The organism is Chryseobacterium sp. Tr-659, from assembly GCF_011752975.1.
Taxonomy (GTDB): Bacteria; Bacteroidota; Bacteroidia; order Flavobacteriales; family Weeksellaceae; genus Chryseobacterium.
In genome coordinates this window covers 20,084-38,224 of sequence record NZ_VWWP01000016.1, presented here as the reverse complement: position 1 = coordinate 38,224, position 18,141 = coordinate 20,084, and the positions used below count along the sequence as shown (strand labels likewise).

Genomic DNA, 18,141 nt, shown 5'->3' with positions numbered 1-18,141 from the left:
AAAATATATGATATTTTTTATATCACTGTTTTATCTATTAAAGTAATGTAATATGATTGAAAAATATTATAATGCGTTATGTACTGAATAATGAAAAATCCTGTACAAATCTGTACAGGATTATAGATTAATTATTGAATATTTTCTACGCCCAATGAGGATCTGAGACCGAAACTTTACCGGTTTCTATTCTTCCTGCAAAATGCCATAAATAATCATTCATGGATATCTTCAGATCATACCATCCTTTATTTTTATCCAGATCAATTACGATCCTTTCTTCCGGCTTTGTTAACGATACAGATCTTTTTGTTTTCCCATAAAGGTCTTCCAGTGCTATGGTATTTTTGGTTTTATGATTTTTGATGATCAGTTCCACCTGATTTTTCGAAATATGATTAATCAGGCTTATTTCGATTTGAGACTCTGAATTTCCTTTAAACTTTCGGAAAAAACCATTAGGCCCGAAAACTTCATAATCATAACCACCTGAATGTACCGGATGAGATAATTCCTGTTTTGAATACAAAGCATAAGAAAAATGATAATTATTGCTGTTGAACCGGGTTCTGTCATATATAAGCAAAGGAACTCCGTTCTCTTTTAAATTAGTCATTTTTATACCCTCATTTTCCAGATTGACAAGGAAATTATAAGGAAGCGGATTAGAGGGTTTCAATCCTCTTTCCTGAATTTCGAGTAAATGGTGTTGAAGCTGGTTTTCAGAATACCATTTCAAATCGGGAACAGGTTTATTTTTGGCCGCATTGATGGTTTTAGCATAATCTTTCTGGTTAAGATAATCCATTTGTGGAGCTTTTACATTAGATGAATTGAATGCTGATGTAAGATCTCCGCATATAGCTCTTCTCCAATCACTGATGTTATCTACATGAACATCTTTGTTGAATTTTTTCATGATGAATTTCTCAAGAAACTGCAGTACGGAAGTATGATCAGATACCTCAGAATTTACAAAACCACCTTTTGTCCATGGTGAAGCAATAATCATAGGAACTCTGTAGCCGAGGCCTACGGTTCCTTCAACTTTTTCATAACTCTTTAATGCAGGGCTGTTCATGTATTCCTGAGTCTGGTTAACATATTCCACACCTTCTTTTCCGTTCATATCCACGGGCTGGCTTGGGTTAACTGGCGGTGCAAAAGGCAGTACATGATCAAAATATCCATCATTTTCATCGTAATTGATGATAAATATGGTTTTTTTCCAGGTTTCAGGATCTTTGGTCAGAATATTTAAAACCTCCGAAATATACCATGCCCCATACCATGGTGATCCGGGATGATCGGAGAAGTGTTCAGGAGCTACCAGCCAGGAAACCAATGGAAGTTTTTTTTCTTCTACATCCTTCCGGAACTGGAACAAAACATCTCCTTCAGGGACAACCAATCTTTCGCCGTTTTCATCCTTCCCGATTTCAAGCTTCCAGTAATCAGGATCATTAATATTAGTGGTGAATGCCTTTTCATGAAGATTTTTCTCCTCCTGGGACAGTTTTGCATAATTATCCGGATGATATTTTATCAAGTCTTCCTGTAGCTCTGCAATCATAGCTTCCAGCCTTTCCTTCTGTTTAGGATTTTTTTCAATTTCCTGTTTCAGGTAAGCAGTGATATTGGGAATATTTTGATGATAACCCTTAGAAAATTTAACATTAAACTTTGAAAACCATTCAATCGGATTGTCTGTGAAATTACTTAACCATGCTTCCTGCTCTCCGGACATTCCTTTCGGAAGACTAATCTCATTCTGATAAATTCGCCATGAAACATTCTGCTGTTCTAAAATTTCAGGGAAGCTTTTCCATTTTGCCTGTCTCGCTTTATCATAATCAATATTTTCATTAACAACATTGGCTTTTACCTTTCCGTTTTGCTGTTCTCTCAATGTTCCGGACCAAAGGAATAATCTGTTCGGTGTAGTTCCCGTTAATGAAGAACAAAAGTATTGATCAAATATCGTAAAGGCATCTGCCAACTGATAATAGAACGGAAGGTCTTCCCGGTTGTAATAGCCTAATGTAAGCGGAATATTTTTGTAATCTTTATTTCCTGAAGCTTTGGCCTGGAGCCATTGATCAAATTTTCCCTTATTCAGTGCTTTCTGCTGATCAGGCCATGAATGAGGTAATGAGCTCATCCAGGTAGATTTTGTGTTTCTAAGATCCAGGCGCGCTGGAGAAGCATATTTCCCGGAGTCATCCTTTTGGAAGAAGACAGAGTGGCCATCCTGCTTGACAAAAGCCCTTTGATCCAAAAAGCCCCGCACTCCTTTAAGCGCACCAAAAGCGTGGTCAAATGAACGATTTTCCTGCATCAGGATAACAACATGTTCTGCGTCATAAAAAGTAGACTGGGCAGCCGGTTCAATGGCTAAAGCTTTTAATATGGAAGGATGAAGAACACTTGAAGTTCCCAATCCGGCCAATAAAAGACTTGATTTCTCTAAAAATTCTCTTCTGTTCATGTTCAATCGTAATAAGAAAGAAACCGCAAGTTAATAGGATTTTCCTGCGATTTCTTTGTTTTTATATAAAAATAATCAGATTTTTTATTGTAACCACCAAGGTTTGGAGTTGATATTATCATTCCCTCCATACTGAGCTGCCAGAGCTGCTTTCAGGTTATTGCTGTTGTAGCTGTATTCTGATTGTGGATATCTGAATCTGAATGGAGCTGCTACTCCGGCTTTTAACGGATAGTTCGGATATCCGGTTCTCAGATAATCATAATAAGAAGTCCATTGTGCCTGATGGAACATGATCATGTATTTTTGAGTCATGATCTTTTCCAGCTGTGTCTGAAGTGGAGCCGCATCACTATATACAACCAAAGGAGTAGTCAGGTATTGGTTTACATCAAAGCCTGAGAAATATTGTCCCGGATTTTTTACATAGGTCTGATAAAAATTGAAACTTGCCTTAATTGCGTTATCATAATGTGTTTTTGCAGATCCGGAAATCCAGCCTCTTGCTGTTGCTTCGGCCAGAATAAATTCCAGCTCCGAATAGCTTAATACAGAAGCCGGTTCATTGGTTGGATCTTTATAAAAACGATCATTTACTTTAGAAATATTTTTTGCAGTAATCAGGGCTGCATTGTCAGAATAAGGAGAAGTAGGATTTCCACCATTATATCCTGTAAAATCTGTAATAGCTTTTCCGGCTTCCTTAGCGCCTGTAGTCTGTGCTGCAAAGGTAAACAGACGCGGATCATGTCTGTCTTTGAACATATTAATGAAATAATCAGCCATATATAAACTTGACCCGTACCCGCTGTTGTTGAACATAGTATATCTGCTGTCTGCTGCATCTGCAAACTTAAGCTCACCGTTATCCGCAATAGATCCCATCAAAGGCTGGCTTCCCGCGATAGACGAGAATTCATTAGCGATATTATAGCTTCCTACCGTTGTCTTTTTAGATAATGTAATTAAAATTTTAAGACGGAAAGAGTTGATCAGCTTTTTCCATTTTGCTGCATCTCCGTTGAAAACAATGTCGCCCTCAATTTTATCGTTGGTATTGATCAGATCATTAGCTTCCTTCAGTTCTGATAAAATTCCGGCCATGATAGCTTCCTGGGTATCATATTTTGGCTGTGTAATTCCGGATTCTCCTTTAGCTGCTTCAGAATAGGGAGCACTTCCCACCTTTAAACTGATATTAAAGAAATGATAAGCCCTGAAGAATTTACCGATAGCCACATAATTTTTATTGTTTATTTTTTCAGCTTCCTGCATCATTTTTACCGTATTCAGAAGTCCTTTGGTATAAACTTCGAAAGATGCGTCATTCCATTTCATGTACTGATATGTATTTTCTCCGTCAGTCCCAATCATCATTCTTGAAGCATACATATTATCCCCATTTACCTGGAATGTGTATTTTGATACATAGGTCAGTAGAAACTTAGGATCAATACTGGCCTGGTCATTCGGGTTTTCATTGATCTTATCAAGATTAGATTCACATGACACTAATGCCAGCATGCCTGCAGTAAATAATGATTTTATTAACCATTTTGCCGATTTGCCTTTTAGCCTGCTCACCTTATTTATATTATTTTTCATTGTATTGACGTACTTTAAATTAAAACTTAAGATTAAATCCGATTCCGAACCATCTGCTGGACGGATCCTGAATATCATTTTCTGTTTTTGCCTGGAAATCAGGATCAGAATAAAGATTCTTTGACTTTTTCCACATGGCTAAATTGTAAGCAGAAATATTGGCAGTGAAACCTTTTACCATACCTCTGGGATTCAATAAAGAAGAGAAATCATATTCCAGAACCACAGATCTCAATTTGATGAAAGTTCTGTCAAAAACGTTTGCAAATTCCTCACTTTCATCCTGAGTTACCCTTGCCTGATAAGGATAGTTTTGTGCCCAATCCTGGAAACTGATTGCTTTGGTGTGTGGAGTGTAAAGGCCTGTAGCGGCGTTGTAATTTACCCCGTCCGGAACAAAATAATAAGTTCCCGGATTAGCATACTCAAGATCCCTGTAAGCTACAGAATTAGGATGTTTTCCTCCCCACCACATTTTTTCAACAACCTGCGATCTCATCACTCCGCCGATACTTCCGTCGATCCCAATATTTAAAGTGAATTTTTTATATTTAAAGGTGTTATTGAAACCGAAAGTCCAGTCCGGATTGAAATGACCTAAGTTGCTTGGCGCATTGGCTCTTGTCGGCATCCCTGAATTGGCATCAAGGATCACTTTTCCGTCCGGAGATTTTTGCCATGTATAATCATAGTAGCTGTCCATTCTTTCACCAAGCTTGATGTTTTTGTAGTTCGGCATATTATCATAGATGGAAGTCAGCTTTTGCTCATAAGTACTCCAGTTGATTAACGTTTTCCATGAGAAGTCAGCTGTTTTTACAGGAACCAGACCTAGGGAAATTTCAAACCCTTTTGTAGTATATTCATTACCATTTACATATTGAGAGGTAAACCCTGATGATTCAGCACTTGGGAATTCAAGGATGTTGTTATAATCCAGCGTTCTGAAATAAGTAGCATCTAAAGTAATTCTGTTATTTAAGAAACCTGCACTTAAACCTAATTCATAAGATTTGGTCTGCTCCGGTTTCAGCGTGTTTTCAACATTCAGAATGGTAGGGTAGTAATAAGTAGGATTGCCATTGAATGTGATTCCTTTATTATTCAGATAGTAATTTCTGATGGAATAAGGCTGGAAGTCATAGGCTACTTTCGCCCATGATGCGGAAAGCTTCAGCATATTGACAGACTCCGGCAGTTTCACAAGATTTGAAATCACTGCACTGATGGATGCTGAAGGGTAGAAGTAAGATCTGTTGGCTTTAGGCAAAGTAGAAGACCAGTCATTACGCCCGGAAATATTGATAAAGAAAGCATTATATAACCCAATATCAATTGTTGAATAGGCACTATAAATAAGCTTCTCCTTCAGATAGGTATATTTTTTAAGAGCTCCGATAGAGTTTTCAAATGTATAAACTTCCGGAATTTTCAGACCATCCGTAGAAATTTCATTATTATTGTTTTTATAATAAAATGCAGAACCTCCGGCATTGATCGTAAAGTCAAAATTTTCAGATATTTTTTTCTTATAAGTAGCAAGAACATCGTAGTTGAGGTTCCAGGTTTTATTATCTCTCAGAATATAACCTCCACTTCTCGGTGCACTGTAATTGAAATAAGAATAAGGGCTTAATACCTCCGTTTTGCTGTGGTTTTCAACGAGGGAGATTTTTCCTTTCACCGAAAGATCCTGAGTAGCTTTGTACTCCAGCCCTGTTTGGGCATTAATGATATTTGTTCTGTTCTGATTTTTATAATATTCCGCCCCGAACCATGGGTTGTTATACCAAGCGTAGTTCCAGTTAGCCTGAGCTACCCCTTCTTTTCCTGGAATCCACATATGATTTTTAAGAGCCCTACCGTCTACGTCACCTCCCATCCAGATCAGAATAGTATACATGTGTCCGCTCGGATTATAATCGTAGTTTGGAATATTAGGTGTAAAAGCCTGATTAAAATTAAATTTCGTATCAAAGATCAATTTGTCTCCAAGGTGATTTTCTGAGGAGAAATTGATTCCGTATTTTTGAAGATATGAATTAGGAACCCTGTCATCATAATTCATGAAGTTTCCTGAAAAACGATAGATATCCTTATTGTTTCTGTAGCTGATTGCAAAGTTATTATTGTTGATAACCGCAGGCTTTAGAAAAGTTTTTAAGTTATCATGATATTTCCAGTCAATAGGAACTCTTTCATATCTTGATTTATCATTATACTGAGTACCCGTTACAGCGCCATACCAGGGAATAACCTGCCCGGTTACTTTATCTCTGATCGGGCTATTCCACTGGGCAATCTGCAATCCCGGAACAAACTTTGGGCCCCAGATCATATCCCCGTCATTTACTCCGCCATCGGCACCATCCCAGAACTCATACTTTCCATGAGAACCATTTCCATATTCTGTCTGGGTTTTCGGAAGATTGGTAAAGCCACCTGTGATCATGGTATTTTGAGAAAACTCTACAGAAAACCCTTTTTTCTTAGCATTTTTTGTTGTGATCAGAATTGCTCCGTAGCGCCCTCTTGAACCATATAATGCAGAAGCTGTAGCACCCTTAAGTACGTTGATGTTTTCAATATTATTAGGATCCAAATTCTGGAAAACTTCCTTTTCTACAATAACACCATCAATTACAAAAACAAGATTGGAATTTCCTCTCAATGTAAACTGAGGCGCCTGCTGCATTCCTGTAGGATTAGAAACATTAAGACCGGCAACCTGTCCTGAGAATAAATTCCCAATGCTTGGAGTTGTTATTGTTTCAAATTGTTTGGTACTCACTTCCTGAGTAGAATATCCGATCTTTTCTTTCTTCTTGGCAATTCCCAGAGCGGTAATTACCACTCCTTCAATCTGTTTTTCATTAGCTTTCTTTAAGACAACGGAATACTGTTTTTTTGAAGAAACCTCAACGGTATAAACAGAAAAATCAGGAGCAAAAAATTCAAGAATATCTTTTGGATTTGCAGAAATAGTGAAGTTACCATTTTCATCTGTAGTAGCGGTCTTTCCTGTGTTTTTGTCGGTGATGTTCACACCCGAAACACTTGAGCCGTTTTCAGATTTTACATTTCCGGAAATATTGATTTCCTGGGCGGTAAAATAAAGAGGAAGTAAAAAAACGGCAAAAGTAGCTAGAGTTTTCTTCATTTTTTTGAAGGCAAATTTAGCTTCGTACTATTACGTAAAGTTTAATGTGGTATTAAAATAAAAATACGATTTTAATACTTTTTAACAAGAATAATTAACGGAAAAGTAAAGTGAAAATATTCTTTATATAGTGAATTTTGCTTTATTATATAAGTAATATTATAAGGTAGGAAGCGGGTAAGTTGTTGGAACTTCTGATCATTCTAATTTAAATTTTCCAATAATAAAATTCTGGGGATAATTAATTCTTACTTATAAAAGAAATGGATAGCAGAACCCGGGCATCAATAACCTCTATCTTCCTGCTTCTTTCTTCCCTTCTCTTTAAAATCTGCTCAGAATTCCCCAATGGATTTTAATATCATTGAATTTAAAAGGATTTCCGAACTCATTACCATTCGAGAGCTGGAAACTCATCAGCCCAATCGGAATAAAGAAGTTGAATCCAAGGCCAACACTGTAAAGTTTGGGTTTTACATTCAGAGATTTATTGTTGAGCTGTCCGTATTGCCCAAAGAAGTCGAAAAAGGCCTGATGGCCGATGAGGTACCGGTATTCCAAACTTCCATAATAATAAAAATCGGCGGCGAGGGAGTTTTCATTGAAGCCCCGCATAGAATTCCACCCCCCGAAACGATACAGTTCATTCGCGGAAAACTCTACTTTCGAATCCATTATAGCCCCTTCCGCTTTGATATTCAGGAAATGGTTTCCGGAAATATTATAATTATGCTCTCCAAAGAAATAGAATTGGTTCTGCGCAGCTTTGATATTATCTTTTGAATACGTTGTTGTCAGAAAATCATATCCTGCGCTGATCTTTGTTTTGTAAAGGAAAAGATCAATATCGGTGGGTTCCGTCATTTCAAACCATACCCCGATTCCTTTTTTGTTGTAGTCTTTTCCCTGAACATACAATGTATCAATAATCGTTGAGGTTTCTAATGTCCCACGGATACCAATCTTGTTGCGGTTATTGATATGATAATAAAAAGCAGGAAGGAATTTTACATTCGCAAAAGTAGAATCCTGACGGTAGATATTCACTTTGGTATTCATACCAACATTCGATTTAAACAGATACGGAATATCCACCTGAAGGTCAAAAGTCTGTCCCTTATCCGGATTTCGCTGCCAGTAGAGATTTACCGTTTCAAAACCGTTGAACATATTCCTGAAATTGACATTCATTGTACCGTTTAAAGTAAATTTATCGGTCTTATCATTTCCAAAACCAATTACCCCGTCAAAGCTGTTTGTCTTTTTCTTTTCCAGAAACAGATAAATACTGGTGGAATCTTTGGTGAATAATGTCTGCGGCTGCCGTTCCAAAGTCAGAAAAGTGTGGCTTTGAAAAGCTTTGTTGATAGCCAGAAGATTTTTGTCATCATAATTTTTACCTTTAAATTCCTTTTCCAGGTTTTTAATGAATCTCTTCGGAACTTTTTCATAGCCTTTTACCACAAAACCATCAATCGTTCTTTTATCATTTTTGTTGATATCGAGTTCTACAATGGGGTATCCATTCTTCTGCCCTTTATATTTAGATTTGATTCTGCTGAAAGAATAGCCTTCATCAATATAAGTCTTGTTGATACTTTTTTTGGTGGAATCTAAATTTTTTGTGAAAAAATCTTTCTGGATTTTTAGTTTTTGAGAGAGGGAATCTGAAAGGTTGACATACGTTTCGTTGAAATTTTTCCCCTTATCGTAGAAAATTTCGGTACTGTCTCCTTTTATTTTTACATCTTTCAGGCGGGTAAAGAAATAATTGCTCTGGGCTAATGAGTCCAGAAACTTGACTGCAGAAACAGAGTCCTTTACTTTTTTCTTCACCTTGGTCTCCGTATCAATCAGCCAATACTGCTTTTTCTGCGCTTGTGTAAAAACGCAGAACAGTACAAAAAATATTTTTAAAAGTAATTTCAAATTATCGTTCTGAATGTGATGAGGATTGAGGAATCTCAAAAAAAATCTTCACTGCATGTCATTCTGTTCAAAATGACAATGCGCCCTATCAATCAACTAATTTTTATCCAGTTTATTATATTTCTTCATTAAATTTTCATACGTTCCCTGGGGAAGGATCCATTTCAACGGAACCCCGATCTTCTGCCCGAATTTGCCAAAGTAATAATGGGCTTTCCATTTATTTTTCCCTAAAAGCTTTTCAATGTATTCCGCAACTTCCAAAGGTTCAGTTCCGTCATTTACATGAGAGTTCATCAAAGCATACACTTTGTCAAAAACATTTTTATAAGGCTGGGACACCTGTGCGATTACTCTGTTATCCGCAATATTGGTTTTAATATCACCCAGATGAAGTGAACAGACATCAATATTCCAGGGATATACTTCATATCGCATGGCCTCGGTTACTTTGTCGAGAGCAGATTTTGAAGCGGAGTAAAACCCACGGAACGGAAGTCCCATTTCACTTCCTATACTGGAAACATTAATGATTTTTCCAACTTTATGTTCACGCATATTAGGAAGCACAGCACTCATCATCTGTACAGGTCCGGCTAAATTCAGACTGAAAAGTTTCAGAATATCTTCTTTTGTAGAATCTTCCACAGCACCCACCATTCCCATTCCGGCATTATTGATCAGAACATCAATTCTGGTTTCGGTTTTTAATACTTCGGAAACAGCATTCTGAACAGCAGAGTTATCTGTAACATCAGTCGGAATAGACTTGAAATACTGACTTTCGGTATATTTTCTGCTTAAACCATATACTTTATGTCCTTTTTTACCAAAATATTCGGCTAATGCAAACCCGATTCCCGATGAGGTTCCTGTTATAATGATGGTCATTGAATTCGTAAGATTTTTTATTATTTTATTTTTCTCCAAACCTGAATGTGTGAAGTAAAATCTATTTTCAGCAAATGTAAAAAAAGAAAAATGAACTCCGTTATTTATTATTTCCGAAATCAGATGACTATTTTCTTTGCTTATTGTCTCTTATTGATGCCAAACTTAAAAGAAAGTTAATATTAATCATGCCCGGGAATATAAACCGAATGATTACTTTATTTGTTTATGTTGTTGAAAAACAATATGTTAATTTTCTTTTGTGGTAGGTTGTCTCTTAATAATGCCAAAATTTCTTAATAAAAACATAAGGAACTCTTAATGAGGGGAGGGAAAAGGCTGCTCTAATTTTGCATCTAATTAAAAAGGATGTCATGAATGTATTTAAAATCCCTGTCTCAGTTTCTTACTTCACGGGTAGGGTATTATTAATTGGTGCAATATCAGCTTCACCGATGTTCCTCTCTCAGAAAAAAGACAGTTTAAAAGAAAAATCCATCGACGAGATTGTTGTTGTAGGATACGGAACACAGAAAAAAAGTAAAGTATCCGGAGCCGTATCGGAGGCTTCACTGGATAAACTTACTTCCAGATCCTTATCCGGAGTGGGAGAAGTGCTTCAGGGAAAAGCTCCCGGAGTAACTGTTGTTAATGAAGGGGGAGATCCTAACGGTTCACCTAAGGTAAATATCCGTGGTTTAGGAGGAATTAATGGAGAGACACCTCTTTATGTTGTGGACGGAGTGGTTTTTAACGGAACTCCATCCATTAACCCTAATGATATTCAGGATATATCCGTATTGAAAGATGCTTCTGCAGCGATTTATGGAGCAAGATCCTCCGGTGGTGTTATTCTTATTACCACTAAGAAAGGGAAAAAAGGAAATCTTACTGTAGATTTTGATGTTAAATACGGAGTAAATGAGGCATGGAAGCTGAAAGAATCTCTGAATGCTGCCGAATTTCAGGACGTAATGTACAAAGCCTATGAAAATGCCGGCAAACTGGGAAGTTTACCAATGGCTTTCAATCCTAAGCTGTATCCGGATGGAAGAATTACCAGAACTGACTGGATGAAAGAGATCTTCCGTACAGGAACTATTCAGGAATATAATATGAATTTGAGTGGAGGAAGCGAAAAATCCAGATATTTTGTAGGAATGAATCACAGAAACCTGGAAGGAATCCTATTGAATACTCAGGCAAAACGATACAACTTCAGAGTAAATTCCGAACATAAAGTAAAAGACTGGCTAACGATCGGGGAAAATATGTATTACAATTATTCTGATGGTAATACAGCCGATACCAAAAGCGGTTATACAGGAGCTGTTGTAGCTGCCATGTATTATCCGCCAAATGTCCCGGTATATACTCCAAGTGGTGCTTTCTCCGGATTACCGATTGATGTGGCGGGAGGTTACGGAGATATGATCAATCCCGTGGCTTATCTTAAAAGGATCAACATCAGAAACCCTACCCATGAGATTTTAATCAATCCTTATGCAGAAATTACCTTAGCCAAAGACTTGAAATTCCGTTCCAACTTTTCACAAACATTCAAGCTGGGGAATGTGAAAAACTTTACATACAGAGTTCTGGAAGTTGGAAAAATTTTTGATACCAATAACCTGGAATATCAATCCAATAACTCTTCCACAGCACTTGCAGAGCAGCTTCTTACCTATAAATTTACTGCAGGGCAGCATAATTTTGATTTCTTAGGAGGTTTTACTTTCCAGAAAACAATTGATGAGGGGTTTGTTGCAAAATCTTATGATTTCAGAAGCGAAGTTGAGGTTTTCCAACACCTTCAGAATGCTGCTGATACCAATAAAGATGTTTCCAGTTACAGATATAAGCAGGCATTGGTTTCTTATCTGGCAAGGGTAAACTATGATTATGCAGGAAAATATATTGTGAGCGTATTAGGAAGAAGAGACGGTTCTTCACTGGTTGCAAAACAAAACCGATTTGCTAATTATTATGCAGTATCCGGAGCATGGGTAGTATCAAAAGAAAACTTCATGCAGGATATTTCATGGCTTTCCAGTTTTAAGCTTAGAGGAAGCTACGGTATCTTAGGAAACCTTGGAGGAATTTCTCCTCAGGCGGTTAATCCGTTGATGACGAGAGATAATAATGTTATTTTCGGACAGGATCCTTCTCAGAACATTGCATATTATGCGACTACACGTCCGAATCCGGATCTGAAATGGGGTAAATCTGAGCAGACCAATTTCGGGGTAGATGCTTCGTTCCTTCATAACAGTCTTTCTTTACAGTTTGATTATTTTGTGAAAAATTCCAAAGACCAGATCTTTAATGTGAGCTTGCCAAGTACGGCAACTTACAATAATCAGTATGTAAATGCAGGATTATTTCAGGATAAAGGATATGAATTAGGAATCAATTATAACAGTAAAAGTAGTGGTGATTTCACTTATTCAATTGGGGCTACTTTTAGTCAACTAAAAAATACGGTGAAGCAGCTTGCAGATGTAGATGAGATATTTGTCAATGATAACGGAGTAAGAGGTGTGTTGAAACCTACCCGTGTAAAAGTAGGAGATCCTCTTTATTCTTTCTATGGATATAAGACCGGAGGAATTTTCCAGACGCAGGAAGAGATCAACAATTATAAAGATGCCAACGGAAACCTGATTCAGCCGAATGCCAAACCTGGAGATATTAAATTCCTGAAAAAAGAAGGAAATACCGGAGTTCTCAATAATAATGATTTTGTAAATCTGGGAAGTCCGTATCCTAAATTTTCTTACGGATTCTCATATAACATGACATGGAAAAACTTTGATCTCAACGTTTTCTTCCAGGGAGTGTACGGAAATAAGATATTCAACGGATTGAAATTTATCTCTCTGAATCCGGGAGGAACAGGGCAGAATTATAACATGGAAAGAGATATCCTTAACGCGTGGACTCCTCAGAACACCAATACGGATATTCCAAGGCTGGTTCACGGAGATCCGAGCGGTAACTATTCTAAAGTATCAGATTTCTATGTGGAAGACGGATCTTACTTAAGACTGAAGAACCTTACGATCGGTTATTCTCTACCAAAGGAGCTTTACAGAAAGCTGGATGTAAACAAAGTAAGAATCTATGTTACCTCTAATAACCTCTTTACCTTTACCAAATACACAGGTTTTGATCCGGAAGTAGGAATGAATTCTTACGGGGTGGATACCGGAAGATATCCTCAGGCACGTTCATTCATCTTCGGAGTGGAAATCGGTTTATAATCTTAAATAAAAAAGTTAAAAAATGAAACTATTCAATAAAATATTTTTAATATCAGGAATATCCGTAATGCTATTATCCTGTACGGGAGAGCTTGATGTTCAGCCGGAAGGAACGCCCACTGAAGCCAGTTTCTGGAAAACGGAAAATGATTTGATCACAGGTGCCAATGCGATGTATAAGCCTTTGTTTGATGGAGAATTTTATGGAAGAGGTCTATTCTGGTTTATCAACGCCAGTGATGATATGGTAACCGGAAGAGCAAAGAGTGAAGCGGATAATGCTAAGAATTTCAGCAGCAATTATATCGCAGCAGGAGATCTGGAAACCCAATGGAATAAAAGATACAATGTAATTGGTGTTGCCAACCGTGTGATCCGTAATATTGATAATATTCAGACATCACAGGCTGTTAAAAATAAATATCTTGGCGAGGCTTTGTTTATGAGCAGCAGAATGTATTTCGAGCTGGCTTATAGCTATGGAAATGAAAAATCCGGAATTCCGATTATTGATCGTTCAAAAGAGCCGGATCCTAACCCGATTCCCAGAGCAGCTAATGTAATGACCAATTACACTTATATTGTTAATGATCTGAAAAAAGCAGCAGAATTGTTACCAACTCAGGCAGAACTTCCTGCAAAAGATTATGGAAGACCACATAAAGCTGCAGCTTGGGCACTTCTCGCAAAAGTTTATCTGTTTATGAAAGACTGGCAGAATGCTGAATTCTGGGCGAATGAAGTTATGACTAAAGGAAACAGAGCCCTTCTGAACAATTATGCTGATGTTTTCAAGGCTGAAAATAATTACAGTTCAGAATACATCTGGTCGGTTCCCGGTACTCCGAAATTTACAGCATGGGGAAGTATCCTTCCAGGTGTGATGCTTGAAAATAAAGGATGGGGAGAATATAATGGCTGGGGGTACTTTCAGCCTACCAAAGAATTGTATGACGAATATGAAGCGACTGATCTTAGAAGAAGTGCATCTATCCTGAAAATCGGAGATAAATTCACATTTAACGGAAAAGAAAGAACTTATGCCTCTACCAACTCACTTACCGGATATCAGTTCAATAAATATATGGATGCATTTAAATATCAGCTGAACAGCGGCCACGTAAGTGCAAATGGAGACTATCCATGTACAGACCTGGCGGTTCCTATCATGCGTTATGCTGAGGTAATCCTTATTAAAGCAGAAGCTTTACTGATGCAGGGGAAATCTGCAGATCAGGAGATCAATATGATCAGAGTGCGTGCAGGATTATCTCCGAAAAACGGATGTACAATGGCAGATCTGAAGCACGAAAGACGTTGTGAACTGGCTGGTGAATGGGCAGACAGACATAGAGATCTCGTACGTTGGGGAGATGCGCAGGCAACATATGCTAAACCTCTGCATGGTATTAATGGGCAGGAGGTATGGGGTGCAAGAAACTTTAATCCGGCTGTTCATAATGTTTGGGCAGTTCCACAGGCTGAAATCGTAAACAGTCATGGGATCATTAAACAAAATGAAGGCTGGTAAAATTTTAATCTTATATTATCCGCTGTATCATCACAGAAGTTTCTGTGGTGATATAGTTTTTCACAGGCAGTATGAACCGTCCGGTATCAATTTTTGATACTTAAAAATGAGTGTAAAACGTTCCATTCAGCCTAAAAAATAAAAAGTACACGCATGAAACTATCAAAAATCCTGGCAGCTTTGGCTCTGACTGTCTTTTCTCAGAATCAGGCACAGAATTATTTAAACTATAACGTAGGAAATGCACATTCTCATAATGATTATATGCAGGAAATTCCTTTCTGGCAGGCTTATTACGCGAATTTTGGTTCCATTGAAGCAGATGTTTTCCTGGTAAAAGGGAAGCTTTGGGTGGCCCATACGGAAAAAGAACTTTCTGCAGACAGAACACTGGAAAACCTTTATCTTGATAATATTTCAAAACAGATTAAACTGAACAAAGGAAACATTTATCCCGATGCTCAAAAAAAGCTGCAATTACTGATCGATATTAAGCAGGACTATAAAAGCACTTTAACTGCTTTGGTCAGTACATTGAAAAAGTATCCCGAGATTACAGGAAATTCCGGAATTAAAATAGTAATCACAGGAGGAAGACCTCAGCCGGGAGATTTTAAAAACTATCCGAATTATCTTTATTTTGACGGTGATCTGGATAAAAACTATACAGCTGATCAATTGAAAAGAGTCGGGATGTTCAGTGCTGATCTACCGGAACTGGTAAAATGGAATGGGAAAGGAATTCCAAGAGATGAAGAAACGGAAAAAATAAGAAAAGCAGTAGAGAAAGCCCATCATCAACAAAAACCGATGCGTTTTTATGGAGCTCCGGATTTTCCCAATGCCTGGGTAAATCTTATGGATATGGGAGTAGATTATATCAATACAGATCATATTCCGGATCTTAAAAAATTTATGAATTCCATTCCAAAGAATTTCTATAAAAACACCAAAGAATACAGCACTTACACTCCTACTTATAAAACTGATGGAGTGAGCAAAAAGGTGAAAAATGTAATCCTTCTGATTCCGGATGGAACTTCTTTACCTCAATATTACGCTGCTTTCACGGCCAATAAAGGAAAACTGAATGTTTTTAATATGAAAGCAACAGGTTTATCCAAAACCAATTCATCAAACGCTTATATTACAGATTCCGCACCGGGTTCTACAGCTTTTGCCACAGGTATTAAAACCAAAAATACATTTGTGGGAGTTGATAATATGGGGAAAGCCCTGGCACAGATTCCAGATATTATCGCTGATAAGGGAATGGTTTCCGGGCTCATCTCTACAGGAGATGTTACAGACGCAACTCCTGCTGATTTTTATGCTCATTCTGATAACAGAAACAGTTCTGAACCTATCATGAAAGACTTTGCAGCTTCAAAGACGAAAATTCTGATCGGCGGGCCTACCAGTGGGCTATCTCAGGACAATCTGCAGAAATTTAAAGAAGCTAAGATTGATGTATACCAGGATTTGAAATCAGTTGATAAGATCAGTAACCGTACATTGATTATTGATCCCCTGGCTTCACAAAGAATAACGAATGGGAGAGGAAACTGGCTTGCTGATGCATTTGATTTAACATTAAATGACCTTAAGAATAATAAAAAAGGGTTTTTTATGATGATTGAAGCTTCACAAACTGACGGCGGAGGACACAGTAATAATATAGAACAGCTTGTTACCGAGCTACTGGATTTTGACCACGTAGTAGGAAAAGCGATGAAGTTTGCTGACGAAAATAAAGAAACACTGGTTATTGTTGTAGGAGACCATGAAACCGGAGGCCTTACCCTTTTGGATGGAAGCCTGAAAGACGGTTGGATATTCGGGAACTTCAGTACTAATGATCATACTTCTATTCCTTCAAGTGTTTTTGCGTATGGTCCGAATTCTAAAGAGTTCACCGGATTATTTGAGAATACTGAGATCTTTAATAAAATATTAGCTGCTTACGGCATTCAGAAATAACTTTTGATTAGATTACTTTTATTTGTACAAAGATGGCTGTTTCAAAAAAGAAACAGCCTTTTCTATTTCAATCAATATATTCTCGCGGAAATTTTTTAAATTATACAGATGATCCATAAAAACCTTTCTAATCTGCATGATCTGCAAGAGACCAAAACAAAAAGGCTGCCCCGAAAATGGAACAGCCTTTAAATATATCTAACAATAACTAAATTAGAAATTGGTTTTGACAATCAATTCTGATAATTCGGCATTAACAAAATCGATCGGCATTACTCCGTAAGATCCTTGAGTATTTGTCTGGAAGAATGTTTTAAGTTTAGGGTTGATATTGTTGGAAACAGTAGGAATGCTTGGAATTCCAAAAATTCCCGGTTTGTAACCGCTCGTAAAATTGATGAAAAGCTTACCTGTAGTGTCATTTTTTGCTTCATTCAGGAGATTGGAAATTCCATTCCATTTATCATCATTGTTCGTTACCTTATAATAATCCTGAACTTTAAGCTGTGCCGAAGAATTGTTAATATCAAACGTTGTATTATCCGCCCATGGAGAAGCATTAATCCCTTTTGTTGTTCCGGCAGAGAATCTTCTTAATAATTTGATTTTTCCTCTTACCTCTCCCAGTTTAGAAATACTGGCTCCCAAATCCCATTTAGAAGGATTTTTCTGAACATAAGAATCAAAAGTCTGCTCAAAACTTCTGGTCGTATTTGAAGCATCGTATTCTTCTTTTACAGACATGATGATTGTTTCAGACGGATGACTTTGCAGGAATGCATAGCAGGCATTAAGAACATCGTCAAAATTCAGATTTTGGTAAATTGCTCCATGATGAATGGTGAAAGCATTATCAATATGTCTGCAACGGATATCCAGAAAACGGACTCCCGCATTCAGCTGTTCAGCAATACTTAGGTTTTGTGTTTTAGCCGTACCTGATACAACAGGGGCATCTACCCGCGCTCCTGAATCATGCGTTCCGGGAATCGAAATTTTTGAAAGAGAAATATTGTCCTGAAGATTAGCCATCCAGCTGTTCAGTTCAATAGGAACCAAAGACGTTTTAAGATTCGCTTTTCCTGCAGAAGCAATAATAGTTTCATTAGAATCTCTGTCAATAATACTGTCATTGGAACACGAGAATAACAGACTTGCCGCGGCAATACCAAGAGTGATCGTAGTTAAACGCCTCATACTGTGTTTGAACATAGTTATATTTTATTTTTATGATTATCTAAAAATAGGAATATATCAATATATGAGGAGTTAATTTAATTTTAAGAGAAGATTA

Annotated in this window: 9 protein-coding genes; 3 read left to right on the top strand and 6 right to left on the bottom strand. The window is 37.4% G+C overall.

What is annotated here, in order from left to right; translation table 11 throughout:
- Positions 1–145: 145 nt before the first annotated feature.
- The 5 genes from F3J23_RS21440 to F3J23_RS21420 form a co-directional block, all read right to left on the bottom strand.
- The gene (locus F3J23_RS21440; RefSeq protein WP_167033580.1) at positions 146–2,488 is read right to left on the bottom strand and encodes a phosphocholine-specific phospholipase C; all 2,343 of its coding nucleotides are present in this window, start codon (positions 2,486–2,488) and stop codon (positions 146–148) included.
- An 84-nt stretch (positions 2,489–2,572) separates the two neighbouring features.
- Positions 2,573–4,093, bottom strand: a complete 1,521-nt coding sequence (locus F3J23_RS21435; protein ID WP_228455401.1) for a SusD/RagB family nutrient-binding outer membrane lipoprotein — start codon at positions 4,091–4,093, stop codon at positions 2,573–2,575.
- A 19-nt stretch (positions 4,094–4,112) separates the two neighbouring features.
- Entirely contained in the window at positions 4,113–7,253 is a 3,141-nt protein-coding gene (locus F3J23_RS21430) for a SusC/RagA family TonB-linked outer membrane protein (RefSeq protein WP_167033578.1), read from the bottom strand.
- A 324-nt stretch (positions 7,254–7,577) separates the two neighbouring features.
- A complete protein-coding gene (locus tag F3J23_RS21425; RefSeq protein ID WP_167033576.1) occupies positions 7,578–9,182 on the bottom strand; it encodes a hypothetical protein in 1,605 nt (534 codons plus the stop codon).
- 96 nt (positions 9,183–9,278) lie between these two features.
- The gene (locus tag F3J23_RS21420; protein WP_167033574.1) at positions 9,279–10,073 is read right to left on the bottom strand and encodes an SDR family oxidoreductase; all 795 of its coding nucleotides are present in this window, start codon (positions 10,071–10,073) and stop codon (positions 9,279–9,281) included.
- 374 nt (positions 10,074–10,447) lie between these two features.
- Here F3J23_RS21420 and F3J23_RS21415 point away from each other — a divergent pair, with 374 nt between their 5' ends.
- The 3 genes from F3J23_RS21415 (at position 10,448) to F3J23_RS21405 (ending at position 16,847) form a co-directional block, all read left to right on the top strand.
- Positions 10,448–13,336 (top strand): SusC/RagA family TonB-linked outer membrane protein, encoded by a 2,889-nt coding sequence (locus F3J23_RS21415; protein ID WP_167033572.1) that lies wholly within the window; start codon positions 10,448–10,450, stop codon positions 13,334–13,336.
- Positions 13,337–13,358: 22 nt separating this feature from the next.
- On the top strand, positions 13,359–14,867 hold the full coding sequence (locus tag F3J23_RS21410; RefSeq protein WP_167033570.1) for a RagB/SusD family nutrient uptake outer membrane protein: 1,509 nt from the start codon (positions 13,359–13,361) through the stop codon (positions 14,865–14,867).
- Positions 14,868–15,020: 153 nt separating this feature from the next.
- The gene (locus tag F3J23_RS21405) at positions 15,021–16,847 is read left to right on the top strand and encodes an alkaline phosphatase (RefSeq protein WP_167033569.1); all 1,827 of its coding nucleotides are present in this window, start codon (positions 15,021–15,023) and stop codon (positions 16,845–16,847) included.
- A gap of 213 nt (positions 16,848–17,060) precedes the next feature.
- On the opposite strand, the gene F3J23_RS21400 is transcribed toward F3J23_RS21405, so the two are convergent.
- Complete coding sequence (locus tag F3J23_RS21400) at positions 17,061–18,044, bottom strand: phosphatidylinositol-specific phospholipase C (protein ID WP_167033567.1); 984 nt, start codon at positions 18,042–18,044, stop codon at positions 17,061–17,063.
- Positions 18,045–18,141: the final 97 nt, after the last annotated feature.